The 18,475-nt window shown below is 42.9% G+C and carries 17 protein-coding genes; 10 read left to right on the top strand and 7 right to left on the bottom strand.

The annotated features are described in order from the left end of the window. Positions 1-941: 941 nt before the first annotated feature. Positions 942-1,589 (bottom strand): GNAT family N-acetyltransferase, encoded by a 648-nt coding sequence (locus tag JC525_RS04110; RefSeq protein WP_198814647.1) that lies wholly within the window; start codon positions 1,587-1,589, stop codon positions 942-944. A 195-nt stretch (positions 1,590-1,784) separates the two neighbouring features. Continuing rightward, entirely contained in the window at positions 1,785-2,150 is a 366-nt protein-coding gene (locus tag JC525_RS04105; RefSeq protein WP_198814646.1) for a DUF3192 domain-containing protein, read from the bottom strand. Positions 2,151-2,569: 419 nt separating this feature from the next. On the opposite strand from JC525_RS04105, the gene JC525_RS04100 reads away from it, so the two are divergent. Then, positions 2,570-2,779 carry a hypothetical protein gene (locus JC525_RS04100; protein WP_233094957.1) on the top strand — a complete coding sequence of 70 codons (210 nt, stop codon included), beginning with the start codon at positions 2,570-2,572 and terminating at the stop codon, positions 2,777-2,779. Between the two features lie 17 nt (positions 2,780-2,796). On the opposite strand, the gene syd is transcribed toward JC525_RS04100, so the two are convergent. Further along, the gene (syd, locus tag JC525_RS04095) at positions 2,797-3,342 is read right to left on the bottom strand and encodes a SecY-interacting protein (RefSeq protein WP_198814644.1); all 546 of its coding nucleotides are present in this window, start codon (positions 3,340-3,342) and stop codon (positions 2,797-2,799) included. A 144-nt stretch (positions 3,343-3,486) separates the two neighbouring features. Between syd and queF the strand changes: the two genes are divergently transcribed. The 7 genes from queF to JC525_RS04060 all read left to right on the top strand — a co-directional run bounded on the left by queF (position 3,487) and on the right by JC525_RS04060 (position 11,478). Further along, positions 3,487-4,347, top strand: coding sequence for an NADPH-dependent 7-cyano-7-deazaguanine reductase QueF (gene queF / locus JC525_RS04090; protein WP_198814643.1), 861 nt, complete (start codon positions 3,487-3,489; stop codon positions 4,345-4,347). A 74-nt stretch (positions 4,348-4,421) separates the two neighbouring features. Then, positions 4,422-5,978, top strand: a complete 1,557-nt coding sequence (locus JC525_RS04085) for a GGDEF domain-containing protein (protein WP_198814642.1) — start codon at positions 4,422-4,424, stop codon at positions 5,976-5,978. Between the two features lie 11 nt (positions 5,979-5,989). Continuing rightward, positions 5,990-7,354, top strand: a complete 1,365-nt coding sequence (gene ppnN, locus JC525_RS04080) for a nucleotide 5'-monophosphate nucleosidase PpnN (protein WP_198814641.1) — start codon at positions 5,990-5,992, stop codon at positions 7,352-7,354. 223 nt (positions 7,355-7,577) lie between these two features. Beyond that, complete coding sequence (locus JC525_RS04075) at positions 7,578-7,952, top strand: DUF3192 domain-containing protein (RefSeq protein WP_159494226.1); 375 nt, start codon at positions 7,578-7,580, stop codon at positions 7,950-7,952. Positions 7,953-7,963: 11 nt separating this feature from the next. Next, positions 7,964-9,574 carry a histidine kinase gene (locus JC525_RS04070; RefSeq protein ID WP_198814640.1) on the top strand — a complete coding sequence of 537 codons (1,611 nt, stop codon included), beginning with the start codon at positions 7,964-7,966 and terminating at the stop codon, positions 9,572-9,574. Between the two features lie 245 nt (positions 9,575-9,819). After that, complete coding sequence (locus tag JC525_RS04065) at positions 9,820-10,827, top strand: isocitrate dehydrogenase (protein WP_198814639.1); 1,008 nt, start codon at positions 9,820-9,822, stop codon at positions 10,825-10,827. 336 nt (positions 10,828-11,163) lie between these two features. After that, positions 11,164-11,478 (top strand): ComEA family DNA-binding protein, encoded by a 315-nt coding sequence (locus JC525_RS04060; protein WP_198814638.1) that lies wholly within the window; start codon positions 11,164-11,166, stop codon positions 11,476-11,478. Between the two features lie 125 nt (positions 11,479-11,603). On the opposite strand, the gene galU is transcribed toward JC525_RS04060, so the two are convergent. The 4 genes from galU to wecA all read right to left on the bottom strand — a co-directional run bounded on the left by galU (position 11,604) and on the right by wecA (position 15,756). After that, a complete protein-coding gene (gene galU, locus JC525_RS04055; RefSeq protein ID WP_198814637.1) occupies positions 11,604-12,497 on the bottom strand; it encodes a UTP--glucose-1-phosphate uridylyltransferase GalU in 894 nt (297 codons plus the stop codon). 327 nt (positions 12,498-12,824) lie between these two features. Further along, positions 12,825-13,700, bottom strand: coding sequence for a glycosyltransferase family 2 protein (locus JC525_RS04050; protein ID WP_198814636.1), 876 nt, complete (start codon positions 13,698-13,700; stop codon positions 12,825-12,827). Continuing rightward, positions 13,697-14,584: a glycosyltransferase gene (locus JC525_RS04045; RefSeq protein WP_198814635.1), complete on the bottom strand. Its 888-nt coding sequence runs from the start codon at positions 14,582-14,584 to the stop codon at positions 13,697-13,699. Before JC525_RS04045 ends, JC525_RS04050 begins: the two co-directional genes overlap by 4 nt. A 110-nt stretch (positions 14,585-14,694) precedes the next feature. Beyond that, entirely contained in the window at positions 14,695-15,756 is a 1,062-nt protein-coding gene (gene wecA / locus JC525_RS04040; RefSeq protein WP_198814657.1) for a UDP-N-acetylglucosamine--undecaprenyl-phosphate N-acetylglucosaminephosphotransferase, read from the bottom strand. A 485-nt stretch (positions 15,757-16,241) separates the two neighbouring features. Here wecA and JC525_RS04035 point away from each other — a divergent pair, with 485 nt between their 5' ends. Together JC525_RS04035 and JC525_RS04030 are read left to right on the top strand one after the other, a co-directional pair. Then, positions 16,242-16,631 carry a hypothetical protein gene (locus JC525_RS04035; RefSeq protein WP_198814634.1) on the top strand — a complete coding sequence of 130 codons (390 nt, stop codon included), beginning with the start codon at positions 16,242-16,244 and terminating at the stop codon, positions 16,629-16,631. A gap of 13 nt (positions 16,632-16,644) precedes the next feature. Further along, on the top strand, positions 16,645-18,474 hold the full coding sequence (locus tag JC525_RS04030; RefSeq protein WP_198814633.1) for a polysaccharide biosynthesis/export family protein: 1,830 nt from the start codon (positions 16,645-16,647) through the stop codon (positions 18,472-18,474). The last annotated feature ends 1 nt before the right edge of the window (position 18,475 follow it).

Below are 18,475 nucleotides of genomic sequence, written 5' to 3'. Positions count from 1 at the left end.
CTTGAAGTTGTCATAAAGAAATCCTCTTTATGTCAACGTATTTCAGGACGGGACACATCAAAAAAAAAAGGGGAACCTGACGGCTCCCCTTTTTCCTGGAATTTTGAGTATCCTTCTCCGCGATCCTTTGCGACTAAAATCTTCCCGATTAAAATCCGTATACGCCCCTTTCCATCTACTCTCGCGCCTTCCTGTGCGAGCTACCCATCCATGCGTAGGTCCCTTTCCCTTGCTCCTATTTTACTGCACATCCTTTATACAGTGTTCCTCATCCTGAGGCTGTCCTCATCAGGCTCCGCTGACATTCCTTTCCTTCGTCCATCAAATGCTGTACATCCTGCTACAGCTTTGCTAATACTTTAGCATGTCCCTTATTCATCCTTGGTTTGCTCGTCCATGCAAACTCAGAATCCTACTGGAGCTTTTCCTTGCCGTTGGCTCCATGCCGCCTAGCTCCTTGCTAGCATTTATCCCTATTCCTTTGCTACATCCTGTCGTGATGCCCTATCACACTAAATATCCTTAATCCTTAATATTCCTTTAATGTCCCTATCATTGCAGTTTCCTCTCTGCCTTCCTTTTCCATCCTCTCACTGCCCTATGAGAATCTTATCCTTAAGTTGTCCTATCGCTTTCCTTACTCAATCCGTGACTCGTCGTGTTTCCTTGTGACATGTATATAGTATTCCTTTCAAATATTACCGCCATGTTGAATTACAGTAATTTTAAACAGTTTTTCTTACTACTTTTGACTAGTCTTTAAAAAAGCCAATAGAATCAATACTTTTATACTTTTGTCTAAATTTTTATTGACGAATTTAGGTAAGATCACGCACAGAGTTTGTAAGAGATATCCTACAAACTCTGTCATAAATTTAACGTTACGAAAATTATGATGGCAGGAATGGTTTAAAAAACGAACAACATAAGATAGAAAAGAATCACGTGCGACGAAACATGACATCGCCGTTAACGTGAGAAAGGCTTAACTGCCCGACAACTTGATAGTTATCGTCGTTAAAAAATGAACGGTGTTTATCAATCGTAACAAATACTGATACCCCTTCGCTCTTTTCATCTTCCTCGACTACGCTGTCAATAGCACCAAGTAATATATGGCCAAGACCATGGTGTTGATAATCGGGATGAACCGCAATAAAGCTGAGCATATGAAAATTATCAGCGGGCACCAGTGACCTGACTTTTTCTTCTTTCTCCAGCATCTGTTTGGTGCCAAATAACCCCGCCGTTAGCAACATTCTTAGTCTCCAGTGCCAATATCGACCAGAGCCGAATGCTGCGTCGGGCGCTGTCAAGCAAGCAACTGCAATTAACCTGTCTTCATCAAAAAGACCGATCATAGGTTGTTCTGCTACCCAAAATGCGTTCAATTCCTCGCGTATGGCGGAACGAAGACGGTTCTCGTAACCTTCTTTCTCAGCTTGAAAAATATCTATAAATAGAGGGTCGTCTACATAAGCATTGTAGAGAATAGAGGCGGCAACTTTGAGATCGTCTACGGTTAGATATATTGCTTTGACAGTTTCTTGAAGAGGGGCTAACGCACCATCCATCGCTTCGTTACTCATAGGGGCTCCTCAAACGCAAAGTTTTTTAGTGGCTTAACCATTACAGTGAAATGAGTAATTACGATCTCTAGATTCAACAACGCTATCGACCATTTCACCTGTTCAAACTTTACCCTACGCGAAAACCCCTAAAATGTTAACTTTTTATTAACAAAATACATAAAGCAGTACGAGACGCATTAATTCTAAGAATGATTAATGCATTAAACCGTAAGCACTATCCCCCCATCCAACGAGGTTTCCATCTCTGAATACTAGCGGCGTGCATTCATCCTTCGTCGTAATACCATCACCCATGGTTTTTTGCGTTCGATAATAAAGCACGCGGTAAGTGCCATCTTGCTTTTCAAACAGTTCGTTGAAGTCTGCTACACCCATTTTTCTGAGTACACTTTCATAGCTTGTACCCTTTTCGAGGTTTGCGATGTGCTTGCGATTGTTAAACTCTCTATCTTCCCAGTCAGCGCCATAATGACTGTCTGAGCCCCCGCCGACAGATACAACACAGCCCGACAAAAGGAGTGAAGAGGCCAAAGCAGCAGAAAGAAGTATAGTTTTCATGTGAATTCCTTATTTTTATTTGTGTAGTAGTTTACAATTTTTTGATGCGACTTTTAGTGAGATATTAAAAATACAGCTTGATGCGACATGGAGCCCACACCTTCCCCTTTCAACACCGACTAAGCGCGTATAAATTGATTGAAACAAGGTAAACAAGAATAAGACCAGAATTTTATACCATTGATATTTATAGGTTTTAATAAAAAACCATAGCCAGGCGTGTTTAACAGTTAGCGAAAATGCTAATTTTTTGGTGAAATTAACCACCTTATCAAGCTAAACTAATTTAAGTTTCAACCTAACATTCTTTTATTATGAATAATTCGAACTTACAACACCTACACGCTCTGTGTCTTCAAATGCATAATGAAGGCAAAACGCCCACGGTAGGAATTTTGCGGGCAAAGGCGCCGTTTAAAGTGTCAGTAACCGAAGCGATTGAAGCCATTAAACGCTTTAACGCTAACAAACCCGCCTTGGATAGACATGAAGGAAGCGCATCGGCACCACCACATCCTGAATTACCGCCCAGTAGGAGTGACCACCTTTACGAGCGAATTGAAAATTTAGAAAAAGAAGTAGATGAGCTTAAGCGGGTTTTGCAGCAGCTGGTTAACGAAAAAAGATAACGCAACGATAAGAGCCTTTACGTTGTAATGGGCGTAAGCTGCGCTATAAACTCAGCGAGTGAAGGTGCAAGAATTTTTGTTGGTTCTCTACCTACCTGCTCAAGGGCAACTTCACCACTGTCATTTACGATCGTTAGAATAAAATCCTCTTCATCAGTAAGCCCAAAGAATAAGGTAGGAGCTTGCTTTAGCCGCTGCTTCATTAATAAGTGACCAATTAAGTTTTGCTGAAGTCGCTCAAAATCTGCTTGGTTGAATACCTGGAGCAGTTCGCAGTTACCCTGGGGGGCTTTAGCTTTTAGGTTGTCGCTGTAATAAGCAGTAAAGTAACTACAATAATCTGGATGCAGCTTCAACGACATCGCTTCTTCCACGTTATCGAAAGAGAGCTTCGGTGTTTGTACTGTTGGCTCCCATCTTACAAAATCACCATCCGATACTACTTCTTGATAGCAAGGGGATGGCCATTCGCTATCAAAAACAATCTTAAGCCCTTCGCTTTTCGCTTCTTCGACATAAGATGATACAAATTTATTTAATTGTTCTGAAATTGTTAGAGCCATTGTGACGTTACCTGCGTATTTTTGGGGTACACTATACAACTAAACAGTTAAGTCAATACAAAGGCCACGGTGCTTCGCTACTCGAACCCAGATCGATTTAGCGCAAATTTCCCTCGCCTTCTGGTAGATATATAAAAGGTTCTTATGTCGACTGACAACCCACCTAAAAAAATTATTATCTCTGCACCTGATAACCTTTCTTTGGGTAAACAGGTTGACTACGAGTTTGAATACAATCCAAGTCTATTGCAGGGTGTGCCGCGCAGCCTTAGCCGTGACACGCTAAATCTGCATGGTAACCAACTGCCATTTACAGGTATAGATACATGGACTGGCTTCGAACTTTCATGGCTAAATCCAAAGGGAAAACCCTGTGTCGCTATTTTAGAGTGCCGTGTTCCAATAACGTCAGAGAACCTAATAGAGTCAAAGTCGTTCAAACTCTACTTGAACAGTTTTAATCAAACTAAGTTTACCTCTGCCAATGACGTAAAAAACGTATTGCAGACTGATTTATCTGCATGCGCGGGACAACCAGTGGACGTAAACTTGATTTTGCCACAGCAATTTTCTGACCTGCAGTTTAAAGAGTTCGATGGCATCTTGTTGGATGAGCTAGACATAACTGCCGATGAATATTCACCTAATACACAATACCTGACTGTCGATAAAAATCGCGGAGACGTTAACGAAACACTCGTTTCTCATTTACTTAAGTCTAATTGCTTAATAACAAGTCAACCAGATTGGGCTAGTATTCAAATAAAGTATGAAGGAAAGGCGATAGCCCACGAAGGGCTCTTACAATATTTAATTAGCTTTAGACAGCACAATGAGTTTCACGAGCAGTGTGTTGAACGCATTTACAGCGACATTATGCGTAAATGTAGCCCTGACAAGTTAACTGTTTGTGCGAGATACACACGAAGAGGTGGATTGGACATAAACCCATTCCGTTCAAATTATGAAGCGCCTTATCCCAACCATCGCCAAGCACGCCAGTAGAAATAGCGGTGCGTTTACGCTCACTGGGTTAGCTGAAATTCCGCCTCTAAGCGAATTGAAATAAAGACGAGAATATGGAAGCAAAACAACTACAAACCCTAAAACAAAGTAACATGCTTCTTTGTCAGTTTATCGTGAAGCTCTCCGCTTTTTATGAGGGCTTTTCCAATAAGATAGATGCTGAGCTTAAAATATTGAGAGGGCATCTTTCCGGCACTCCTAATTTCAGCTTGGCCGCGGTAAGCATCGAAAAGTTGAACACATCGCTGCAGCATCAAGAAATAACACTGAGAAAATACGGTGTTGATACTGTTTCTTCGTTAGAGGATGCGATGAAACAACTGCAGAAAATTGTCTTTGAAGACAATGAACTCAAGGGGCTTACCACCCAAGAGCTTATTAAGCTCAATCAGCCTGTCACCGATATTTTCAGCATCTATAAGTTATACGCTAAAGCCATAGCGCTGCACCGCATTGCGCTTAACAAGGAAATGGTTGGACTATCGCCAGTCGCGATGCCTGAGCACGACGCCAAAGCCAGCGGCAACGGCCAAGTTCGGTCTATCAAAGACGATAACCCCCACTATCGCTCTATTCTGGTTGAGCTAAACCACTTAATCGCCTCTTACGCACAAAAGAAGCCTGACGACCAGCAGCTAAACGACATCAAGCAACGGCTTGATGAAGGCATGGATGAGGACCAGTTACTCAAAAGCTGCGTCGTGATTTTACGCATGATAGTGCAGGACGCGATGTCAGAGGCAAGTTTGACGGGGAAGGTTATCCAAAGCCTCCATCGTTCACTTGGTGAAGTGAGCAGTGATGTGAACACTACCATAGAAAGCAGTCAATCCCAGTTTGAACAAAGACGCGCTGGCAACGAACAACTCATTCGTCATATTAGCCATATTGAAGAGGCAGTATCTGAAAGCCAGTCTTTTGAGCGGTTGAAAGAGCAAACTCAAATCTGTGTTAAAGAGCTAGCGACTACGCTAAGCGAGCAGCAAAATAATGATCAACAAGGCCAAGAGAGATTGTTGGCCTTACTCTCGGCTATGCAATCTCGTATTGATACACTGCAGCAGCAAACCAGTGCTTATAAGAAGAAGATTGCTGAACAAGCCATGCAAAGTCGAATGGACACGCTAACTCGCTTACCTAACAGGCAAGCTTACAATGAGCGACTTGAAGCCGCATATAGCAATTTTAAAGTGAACGGCGGCTTATTGGCCGTGGCCGTTGTCGATATCGATTTTTTCAAATCTATAAACGACAGGTTTGGACACGCCGCGGGCGATAAAACGCTGCAGGTTGTTAGCAAATTTCTTAAACAAAACCTCTCAGTCAATGAATTTATCGCTAGATGGGGAGGAGAAGAGTTTGTGATGTTGCTGCCGGAAATGACAATACAAGATATTGACAAAAAACTTAACGGCATCAGAACTAAACTAGCAGCTATGCCGTTTAAGTTTAAACAAGAAAAAGTAAAGATTACCGCTTCTTTTGGCGCGACTTGCTTCGGAGAAAAGGACACCACGGAATCTGTATTTGAACGGGCCGATGAATATCTCTACAAAGCAAAACGCGACGGCCGCAATCTTGTTGTCACTGACCTAAGCGCTGGTTCATAGGAAGTAGATTTATGAAAAAGGTACAGCTTAACCCTGTTGGCTGGATGAGCCAACTCTCTCAAGTAGAGGTTGCTCGTCTTCAAGATGCCGCGAATAGCGAACTCTTCGATATGTTCAGAAATTGCTGCCTAGCAGTGTTAAACAGCGGCGTAGACGAAGACAATTTTGAAGCGCTATTCGCACCTTTTGAAAACTTTGAAATTAAACTGATTCGTCGTGAGCGAGGGGTTAAAATTGAGTTGATCAATCCCCCTGAAGTTGCCTTTGTTGATGGAAAGCTAGTGCGCGGAGTGCATGAACACTTGTTCGCAGTACTTCGCGATTTGCTTTACATGGGAAACAAGTACGCATTTCTTCATCAAACAGCCCCCGCTGAAGGCAGCGAAATTACAGACATGCTATTTGACATGCTCCGTCATGCCCAAGCACTTGAGGGCAATGATGGTGTCAATACCATCGTTTGCTGGGGCGGCCACTCCATAAATCAAACTGAGTACAAATATACGAAAGAAGTTGGCTATCAGCTCGGTCTTCGCGATATGAACATTTGCACGGGATGTGGGCCCGGAGCCATGAAAGGCCCAATGAAAGGCGCGACAATAGGTCATGCCAAACAGCGTCATAAAGCAGGGCGCTATATCGGTATTTCTGAACCGAGCATCATTGCAGCTGAGCCGCCTAACGCTATAGTAAATGAATTAATAATCATGCCTGACATTGAAAAGCGTTTAGAAGCATTCGTTCGGTTAGGGCATGGCATCGTTGTTTTCCCAGGAGGTGTAGGTACCGCAGAGGAGCTACTTTACCTACTTGGCATTCTAATGAACGAGCGTAATGCCCAACAGCCTTTCCCGTTTATATTAACCGGACCAGCGGGCAGTGAGGAGTACTTTGAAGCTATTGATGAATTTGTTGGCGCTACCTTAGGTGCTGAAGCTCAGTCAAAGTATCAAATAATCGTCAATGACCCTGAAGCAGTGGCTCGTACTTTGTGTTCAGAACTTGAAAAGGTGAAAGAGTTTAGAGGGGCAATGGGAGACGCCTTTAGTTTCAATTGGTCATTGAAAATTGAGCACGATTTTCAGCAACCCTTCATCCCAACCCATGAAAGTATGTCTGGCCTTAAACTCCATCTCGACCAAAGTAAAAGTGAGCTTGCAGCTAACTTGCGAAAAGCATTTTCCGGAATCGTGGCTGGTAACGTAAAGGCTGAGGGCATTGCGCAAATCAAAAAGCACGGACCTTTTGAACTCACCGGTGATAACACCCTGATGAAAAAGGTGGATGTATTGTTAGAGTCCTTTGTAAAGCAACACAGAATGAAATTACCAGGTAGTGCTTATGAACCCTGTTACGTTGTGAAGGATACGAACTAAAAGCACGTTATGTAAGAAGTATTTGCTTACGATTACCACTTATGTTTCCCGCGCGTTTTGCGGTACACTGGTAGAAAGAGTGTTGTCGTTAAGTGTGTGAAGCACATCGAACCCCGACTTTAAGGCTCGATCGCTTTTGCGGTAAATACAAGGTCAACAAGTCCAATATGACATCCATGCTTCCAGCATGCTTTCAAGAACAGAGAATTGAGAAGTAACGGTCATGAATACCAAGGTTATTCGTCTAATTTTAGCTGGCGTCGCGCTTTATGCGGTGTTTGTTTTTATGGTTATCGCTTTCTACCCCGATAAGCCAGAAAACATGGATTGGAAAGATCGTGAAGAATATAATCGAGTTCAGATTACTAAGCTAAAACTTGGCAGTACGCGAGAAGAAGTTCTTGCACTACTTGGGTCACCAGATATCACGGAAGCCAAGCGCCAAGGTTCGACGGCTATCCAGGTCATGTTTTTTCGAACGCAGCATGTGCGTGCAGATGGCTTAACTACGCAAGACGAATGTACCCCATTGTTGTTTGAGAACGACAAGCTAATTGCCTGGGGCGAAGGAGCCTATTCCAGTTACCAAAAAAGTTAAAAGGATGGGGAGTGGGCGATATCATTTCCACGCTTAAGCGACTTGCAAACCAGGGCGATGCTTCGCTCAATGTTGAAGAACGCATAAACCATTGGTTAAAAAGTGCCAAACGCATACTTGCTCTGGTAAATGGAAACCCGGCTATCCCTGCATCTTTGATTCATATAAATAATGATCTTCCAAAAGGCACTCAACAACTTTTACTGTTAGCATTATTTGGAAAACTTTGCCGTTTCAACGACCACTATCTGCAGCACATAATCGGGTCATTGCTCGCGACCTATTGGTTATCTGATTCTAAAAAAGATAAACGCAACATCGCTGAGGTTATTCGGTTTTTACGACAGCATAATCTGACAATTTGGTTGGATACTCTTCGCTTACAAAAAGCTTTCCAGTCTGAAAGACAAATAAACTATATCGCAGATAAAAGACTTAATATTGCTCAACGCCTTTGCTTACTGGCAGGTGTGTTTGCTTTCAAATCGGGCAAAACGGAACACACTGCCCTTTTCACGCTAATTGCACCTCGTCTTCCTGTTCAGCACAGGCATTATATAGCCTCTTTGATGCCGTTATTTGAGTATCCTCTACCAGGAGCAAAAGTCTACGCAAACGGAATCCCAGGCGTGATAGTAGATAGACAACAGAGCCATGCTTTTGTATTTACCTTGAGTAACGAAGGTACAGATGGCAAGTGGATCCCGCTCTCATCAATTCATAGCCCAGTTAAATTGTCGGTTCCATTCGAGCATTTTGTCGCTCTCTACACTGACACCGCCAAGGCGAGGTTAAGCCAGGGAGGTACGTCATTTTTGCCTTTCACCTTCGCTATGCAGCACCCCCCTAAAGCGTTACTGGGCATTATCGATTCGTTACAAAAACCTGATGTAGATATTCCGGCGCTCTGCGAGAAAATTGAGCAAGTGCCAACTTTCAATCAATTTCTGGTACATACCGCGAGCCAAGATAATAGACTCCAGCTTCCTGTAAAAAGTTTAAAGCAGGCGGTGTTAACTTACGGTATTGAGCGTGTTGGCGATATGCTTGTACAGTTCGCATTATTAGAAAGGTTGACGCAAAATCACTTTCCCCTCATGGCTATGTGCAAACAAGTCACCCTACTCGCTTGCTCATTTGCCAGCCACTTTGCTCAAGTAGCCAGTACAAAATTTTCGCCTCAGTCAGCCGCATTAAGCATGACGTTTGTTTGCTCGCCGCTTTTTACGTTACCTGGCTTCAAAGTGGCCCAGTCGCTTCCCGTTGATAAAACTAAAAACGTAACCGTCAACAGCGCATTCAAGGTAAAATCAAGCACACCTTGGCTTGCAATAGCCTCTGAACTCGCTGGAAGTTGGCATCAAAGCTCGACATGGCGCGCCGTTATTCACCAATGCAACAAGTCAACCAGCGATGTACCTAAGTCGTTGCAAAAAGAACAAGCCATTATTCTGCTTGGGTTTTCATTAGCAAAATCATGTTTGCTGACTCAGGACTTCTACACATTACTAAAAAATATCGAAGTAAAAACCATATTGCGTATTTTAAGTTTAGACGAAGAAGAAGTGCTAAAAGCACTCGATGCTAACGCACACTTACTTTACTGCCCTCTTTCCATTTAGTTTTTAGCCTTCCAGTCCTGTAAGACACCTTTCGGCCTTGCAGTTGGTTTAAATTTATCTTTACGAATGGCTATAACTTGCGCCGGCTATCGTATAAAATACAGCAACTTTTGCAGTGCTTTACCGTTTTTCCCTACAATTTCAATTATAATAAATTAAGCAAGCAGAATTTGGCCCGTACTGTGCCAAAAAAACCAAACAAACCTAACGATTTTGACAACAGAATTACCAGAGGATCCCTCCACATGACTCAGCAACGTATTACAGTCATTCGCGGTGACGGCATAGGCCCGGACATTATCGATGCAACCACAAAAATTCTAGATAAGGTTGGCTGTGACTTTGCCTACGACTATGCCGACGCAGGTTTAGTCGCACTGGAAGAACATGGCGAGCTTCTACCTCAAGAAACATTAGATTTAATCGCAAAAAACAAGGTTGCACTTAAAGGCCCACTCACTACACCTGTGGGTGAAGGTTTCACCTCGATTAACGTAAGTCTTCGCAAGCAGTTTAAGCTTTATGCGAACCTACGTCCTGTAATTTCTTTTAAAGGCACCAAAGCACGTTACGAAGACATTGATATCATTACTGTTCGTGAAAACACGCAAGGTATGTATTCAGGTCTTGGCCAAGTTGTGTCTGAAGACGGCAACGAAGCTGAAGCGATGAGTAAGATTACCCGTGACGGCGCTGAAAAAATCGTAACATTCGCCTATGAACTAGCCCGTCGCGAAGGTCGCAAAAAGGTAACAGCAGTTCACAAAGCTAACATCCTTAAGTCAACGTCAGGTCTTTTCCTTAAAGTTGCACGTGAAGTTGGTGAGCGCTACCCAGACATCGAATCGGCTGAGATGATTGTTGATAATTGCTGTATGCAGCTTGTTATGAATCCGCACCAGTTCGACGTAATTGTGACTACCAACCTGTTCGGTGATATTTTATCAGACCTGTGCGCGGGTCTTGTGGGTGGTCTTGGTATGGCGCCTGGCGCAAACATCGGTGAAGACTGTGCAATTTTTGAAGCGGTTCATGGCTCTGCTCCAGATATCGCTGGTAAAAACCTAGCTAACCCAACGTCAGTTATCCTGGCTGCAGCGCAAATGCTTGAGTACCTAAACATGGGTGACAAAGCTGAAAAAATTCGCACAGCATTGAAAGACGTTATTGAGTCAGGAGATCGAACCACCCGCGACCTTGGTGGCGAAGCAGGTACTGTTGAATTTACACAGGCACTTTTAGATCGTTTATAAGTGACTCTGCTTTCAAAAAAGTAATACTAAAAACGGGCTTGATAGCCCGTTTTTTGTTTTTCCATTCCAGTTCACGCCTCACAAACTGTACTAAAACTGGACTTCCGCTTTCGTCATTCCTATTTATTATCTCAATTGTACCTCGTCAGCGTGCCGGACTTTATAATTTACTTGGCCTAGCAGTAGTGAAAGCTTGATAAGGATTAAAAAAGTTCAGCCATGCATTTGACCATAAAACGTCAGTGCGCTTTGAGTACATAAATCACATACCAAACAGCTAAAACATAGCATCATTAAAGGCGAAAATGTTTTTAGCATTGCATACAAGGAAAGATGATGAAAAAGTTAATATCAGGTTTACTCGTACTTTCAGCTTTAGCCCTTCAAGCACCGGCAGTTAACGCTCAGGACTTGAGTGGAGAAAGCAGTAATGGAAGCGAAACTGCACGCCTACAGCAGCGAATAGATTTAAACTCAGCCACCATTGAGCAACTGGTAACCTTACCGGGTGTGGGACAATCTAAAGCGAAAGCCATAATTGAATATCGCGAAGAAGTAGGCCCATTTCTCGAAGTCGCGCAACTTACCCAAGTAAAAGGCATTGGTGAAAAAATGTTAAGTAAAATAGAAAGCTTTGTGATGGTGAAATAGGTAGCTTGCTCGAAAGTTTAAAGCCTTCTAGTCAATAAAAATGCGCCTTAAAGGCGCATTTTATAAACTAGTGACAATTGTGAGTGTAGACTTGATTTATAATTGAGCCTTAGCACTCACCCACATTATTTTATTACAGAAGCCAGATACTCTTTGAACTCAGCGCCAAGTGACGGGTGACGAAGTGCATACTCAACGTTAGCTTTCATATAGCCTAGTTTGCTTCCACAATCATGGCTCTTACCTTTCATGTAATAAGCGTCTACTTGTTCAAGTTTCATTAACGCGTCAATGGCGTCAGTAAGCTGTACCTCATCACCTGCACCTGGTGGAGTAAACTCTAGCAGGTCCCAAATCTTCTCGGATAACACGTATCTACCTACTACCGCTAGGTCAGATGGCGCTTCATCAAGAGGTGGCTTTTCTACCATTTTATGGATCTTAGCTGACTGCCCCTGCGTTATTGCTGCGCCGTCAAGATCGGCAATACCGAATTTCGAGATTTCCTCTTCTGGCACTTGCTCCACCATTACTTGACTTACGCGGCTAGTATTAAACTTAGCGACCATATCGGCAAGGTTATCTTTTTTCGGATTACTTGCAGCATCATCGATAATAACGTCTGGTAAGACTACAGCAAATGGCGCATCACCGATAAGTGGGCGAGCGCAAAGTACCGCGTGACCCAAACCATTCGCAACCCCCTGACGAATATGCATAATCGTCACGTCTTTCGGACAAATCGACTGAACTTCTTCTAAAAGCTGACGTTTAACACGTTTTTCTAACGTAGCCTCAAGTTCAAACGAAGTATCAAAGTGATTTTCAATACTGTTCTTACTTGCGTGTGTTACAAGGATAATTTCTTTAAGTCCTGCAGCAACACATTCACTTACTACATACTGTATTAACGGCTTATCCACCACTGGAAGCATTTCCTTAGGAATTGCTTTTGTTGCTGGAAGCATTCGCGTTCCAAGTCCAGCCACAGGGATTACCGCTTTTTTTACCTGACTCATAGTTAATATTCCTTTTTTAAAATCCTAATTTCACGCTTAAGACAACACATCATTGTCATTTGGCGTCTCAAGCAAAAATCTGTTTGCATTAATTCTTTTATATATCTGAAACTAATGCAATCGATGTTCCAATTACCGTTTTAGAGCATTCATGTATTGATCGTGGGCAAAACCGCGCAAATCTCGATTTAATAGCACCATTAGTGGGATTAATAATACTTAATGCACCAAATTAGTGAAAGCATGCATAAGATTATTTTACGCAGCAGCAGGGGCGTTAACCTATGTGTTGCTTTTGACTAACGCTTTTATTACTCGTTACTTTCTTCAACTACTGCCGTTTTGTCTTGCGTCCAAAGACCCTGTGCGATGAAGAGCGCCATCTTTAAACCCAGCGCGCATGAAGCAGCCCCTTTCTTTACCTTCATCAAAACAATACCGGTTAACAATGTACCTAAGTGGTATTGCAAAAACATGACGAAGTTTCCAATAAAGAGGGACATAGGGACGACGGGCTAAAATGAGCACGTTACGAAATTGATAGTAAAGTCGAATAGGTGCCCCTTGCTTAAAAGTGACACCACACACTTTTATTCGATTGTCCCCTTGCCGATGAGGCATGCAGGCGCTAAGCGACTGGTAAATTACCATGCCCTTTGCTCTAGCACGCCAGCACCATTCATGATCAACGCCATCGATGAACAGCGCGTTCTCTTTTCCCCCCACCTTTTTAAAAGCGCGATGAGAAATCAGCATACCTGAAGCTATAATTTGTTTGACCTGTTTAAGCGAATCGGAAACCTGCTTACCTTTTTGCAGCACGCCCTGTTCGACACAATCCGAGAACTGACAATGAATAGAAGGACCTATCGCTGCGATTGGGCATGATTTTTCAAGTGCCAAAAACTGTGATAGCAATTCACGAGCGATAACCGGCGAAAAGAAACTATCTTGATCGAGCAAAAACGCGTATTCAACGCCATGGTCAAAAAGCGCCTCTAGGCCAACGTTTTGAGCCTTTGCTATACCAACATTTTCTGGAAAATGGATATACTTTACCTGAGAGGAGGCGAAACTTTGAGTACGCACTGGGGAGTTATCGACCAGCACTACATCCCACTCTGATGACGGGAAAGCTTCGAGGATTCCACTCACGTGATTAACGTCTGGATTAAACAATACAATGACGATACCAGTAATCAATGTTTACCAAACCTTTCTAATAAGTGCCTATCCAGTTTGTAGGCAAGCTTAACCACTTTCCCCGGCATTAGACGTAATGACAGTACGCCACAGGCATATATAAAATTGTAGGGTGAAAACTGTCTGAGCTTGGTAATCGCATATAGACGAGCCTTAAATTCATTAAGTGACTTACTTAAACCTCGGCGTTTGTAAAAATTGTTTACTCGCCTAAATTTGAGCAGTCTGTCTTTTAAGTTTCTAAATACGTATCCTTTCGACGCCAACGTTATCCATAGAAAGTAGTCTTGCGTGTTAAGCAGCTCACCGTCATAGCGATGGCCGTCCGTAAAGACATTAAACCTGATTACGACAGTAGGATGATTTAGCGAGCAGCGGCGAGGCAATATACGCACTATTTGTCGGTGGGAAGCAGGCATTACACGTGCACCTACTTTATCACCACTTTCGTTAATCTCGGTTAGTGCAGACCCTAAGATAGATATATTACTATGCTTCTTTAAATACGTGATTTGGCGCAGCAATCGATGCTCTTCAGATACATCGTCAGCATCCATCCTTACGAAAAAAGAGGGAGTAAACTGCATAGCGAACTCAATAGCAGAGTTCATACTGCTCGCTAAACCGATATTATGACTGTTTTGCCCTATAATCACCCTATCATCGCTCGCTGCGGCTTCATTAAGCGCGTCTGTAATAACTTGCGGAACAGGCCCATCCACCACAATCATGAACAAAAAATCAGTGTAGGTTTGCGCTAAAATACTCTCTACCGCTTCGCTGATCCAGCTTGTATTATCAGCTTGATAAACCGCCATGGCTACAATCGATTCAACATGCTGTTTTTTATTTTTATTGTGGAGAATAGAGAATTGATTTATCAAGTATTTTTACCAGCAAAATAAGTAACGAAGAAAATAAAAGCGCTAATGAATGCGCTTTTACTTGAGATATGTTACAGAGATTTTATCCAGACGGCTACGGTTTTACTAATCTAAGCTATTAGACGCTTAACGAAACGAAGTACGCTCCAGATGTGCTGGATTACAAGACTGTAAACAATTAGCAAGCTAATAAAGCCCCAGAACATTATTGCTTCTGTTACTTGATAAACTTCACCAAGAATACCTATGAGGCAGTAGCACGCACTTAAAATTAGGATTGCCACCAGTGACTTCCTACTGCTTAGTCCAGCTCGCATGAAAATATTGTGAAGGTGTTGGCGATCCGGTTTAAGCATAGATTGACCTTTTCGCGCCCGACGATACATGATCGCAGCCATATCCATCAGAGGCAATCCCACCAACCATACGGCGGTAATCGGTCTAAATGCGGCTGCTTCTCCTTGGGTATGGTCCACGAGCAGCCAAACAATAGTAAGACCGACAAACATGCTCCCTGCATCACCCATGAAAATCTTATTTCCTCTGAAACCTTTCCAACTTAAATTAAAGGCGAGGAATGGAACGATAGCGGCTACGATAATAAGGGGTTCCATTATGGACGCGCCGTTCCCTGTAAAAATTAGAAAGCCAGAAACCGTGAGCAAAATGACTAGACTCATTCCACCTGCCAAGCCATCGATACCGTCTATCATGTTGAACGCGTTGATAACGCCGACAACACAAATAATGGTAAAGAAATAACCGCCAAACCCAAGCAACACGTCACCTGAACCAAAAATATTGCCTAACGACGTAATGTAGTTTTGAGCACTCCAAGCCATGATTGCCGCAACACCAAATTGACACATCAAACGGCCTTTTGCACTCAAATCAAAGCGGTCATCTAACATACCGAGTAAAACAATAAACGCAGAAGCAGTGAAAAACAAAGGATTGTTTTTCATCCAAACATCTGTCGCAACACTTGCCACTAGCACGGCCATAAATATTGCGACACCTCCGGTTAGAGGCACGATACCAGCATGGCGTTTGCGCGCAGAAGGTTGATCGACTAAACCAAATTGATGTGCCAATGGCGTCATCACTACTAAAAGAATTAGCGCAACAAAAAATGCAGTAAACAGTGGAACAAACTGCAAATACGTTAGCATAAAAGACACGACCTCTCGTCACCGACGCAGAAAACGTGTTTCGCTTTCATATCGATCAGTGCATTCAAAAACATCATTAAAAACTTAAACCTTGCTTCCATTTTTTTACAACTTCCATTTCTACCAGTGCGACGAGGGCGTTTTTTTAAATTGTGGATAGAAAACTTTGTAATGATATAAAACATTTGGTTGAGTAACCACCTTAATCATAAAAATACCCCCTAAAAACAGCCTTTTTTTATATTTAAAATCGCCGAACTCAAGCCATTTGCTGTAAAAGCACATTTGCTAACCCAATTATGAAAAGGTTATCCAAGTTGAGGCTGTCGCCATCTCATTGACGACTAACTTATTAGCTTACACGTTAACAATCATATGGACGCGATTCGAATGCTTTAAACTATGTAGCAATTGAGACGGCAAACATGCTTTTTTCAAAACTTATGTTATTCTAGCGCGAAATTGCTATATGGATATGAAAGCTAATGTTCAAACACTTCACACGTTTTATGTTGCCGTTCGCAATTATTGTGTTCGGTTCCGGGTGCACAAACTCCCCCACAGTTACCAAAGCTGACATTCCTTTGGTGCATTCTTCGCTCGCCTACTCGCTTGCACCAGACAAAGAGCTTGCAATAAATATTCCAAAAGCTAATGTATATTTCGATTCTAAAACTTCATTTTCAATACGTTTTGACGGCAGTGAGTACACTGCGATTAAACATTATGTCTCGGCAACAGGCAATAAATGTATTCGCTTTTCTTTACAAGAAGGTGAAATCAGCGCTTCTGCAACACAGAAAAAAATAACCACTTGCCAGCGTGATGGGCAATGGCGAGTGATTTCTCCTCTGGTTGCTTCTACTAATGCGTAAGGTGAATAAGTAAATGAAGTTTATGGACATCGGAACAATTATTAAAAGCATTTCTTTCGTCGCTTACACTGGGCTGTTTTGCAGCTTATCTATCAGCAGTTCACTTGCACAAAGCGTAGAACAGTTACAACAACTTAGAGAAAGGGCGCAACAGTCTCAAAATAGTACAACGGCACAATCAGTTTCCCCTCTTAGTATATCAACGCAGCGTACGTTACCTGGCGCAACGAGTTCGGCGAGCGCGATGGGCCAGTTTTCAACACAACCAAGAAATGGCGTCAATCTTCCTGGTGAGCCTACAATTGATACCGTTTTTCCAGCGCAAGCGCCTATGGAAAACCCGCCCTTTGCCGCTAATTTGTTTATCGGTGGCTTTGAGTCAGAGCGCAGTTCTGGTTTAAACGACAATTACTTAATTGCACCTGGGGATAAGATTTCGATTTGGCTTTGGGGCGCAGTAAACTTCTCTGATGTGGTTACCGTTGATAACCAAGGGAACATATTTATTCCGAATATTGGTCCAGTTCGCATAGCAAACACGCCGGCAGGTAGCGTAAATCAAACGGTGACCGCCAAAATCAGACAAGTCTACACAAACGACGTTAATGTATACGTGAACCTGCTGACATCGACGCCAGTTTCAATGTATGTTTCAGGTCCAGTTCTAAGACCAGGTCAGTATGCTGGCCTTGCTTCAGACAGCGTCCTCTATTACTTAAAACGCGCTGGAGGTATAGACTTTCAGCGGGGTAGTTTCAGACAAATAGATATTGTAAGAGACGGAAAAGTCGTCGCTTCAGCAGATTTATATGCATTTTTCAGAAACGGTAAGCTCCCTGAAATTTCATTCAAAGATGGAGATACCATTTTAGTGCACCCAATAGGCAACACTATTGTTGTTGAAACCGGCGCTCGCAATAGCTTTACCTTCGAATTTTCAAACGAAGAACTCAACGGCGATGTAGTCAACTACTTTGCACGTCCGGGAGAATCTGCCTCTCATGCCTCTGTTTCAGGTATTCGCAACAATAAGCAGTTCGCACGATATTTAAGTGTTGAAGATTTCGCTTCTCTTGAGTTGAGGGCTGGCGATACAGTGGAGTATATTGCCGACCACGAACCACAAATCTATCGTATCAATGTAGCGGGTGCCTTTGCAGGCGCTTCGCAAGTAATGGTAGATAAAGGCGCGCGACTTATCGATGTGCTTGACCATATTGAAGCTGACACAACGCTTTCCGACACTCAGAACATTTACCTTCTAAGGGAAAGTGTAGCAATAAAGCAAAAAGAGATTATTGAGGAAGGGTTACGACGTCTTGAGCGCAGTATGTTCACCGCACCAATCAGTTCAACAGGTGAAGGGGCTATTCGTGCACAAGAAGCGCAACTCGTTGCTGACTTTATTGCTCGTGCGCGCCAAGTTGAGCCTCAAGGAAGAGTGGTAGTTTCAGAAAATGGTGAAATTGCGAATATTCTACTTGAGCCTAACGATACGATTGTAATTCCAGAGGTGACAGATTTGGTTCACGTGGGTGGCGAAGTATTGCTTCCACAATCGGTGGTGTTTAACCCAGACGCGACCACAGAGGACTATGTAGCATGGGCTGGCGGTTTTACCGAACGAGCTGAAGATGAACGCATACTAATTGTTCGTAAAAACGGTAACGTTACTTTTACCAGTATTAACGATTCGTTTCTATCTAGCAATGACAGCAAGCTAGAGCCGGGTGATCAGATTATTGTTTTGCCAACGATCGACACTAAGCTACTTCAAGCTGTTAAAGATATCACGCAAATCGTTTACCAGATTGCAATTGCAGCTAACGTAGCCACAAACTAGC

Source organism: Alteromonas sp. IB21, assembly GCF_016405965.1.
GTDB lineage: Bacteria > Pseudomonadota > Gammaproteobacteria > Enterobacterales > Alteromonadaceae > Alteromonas.
This window is presented reverse-complemented; position numbering and strand designations above follow the sequence as displayed.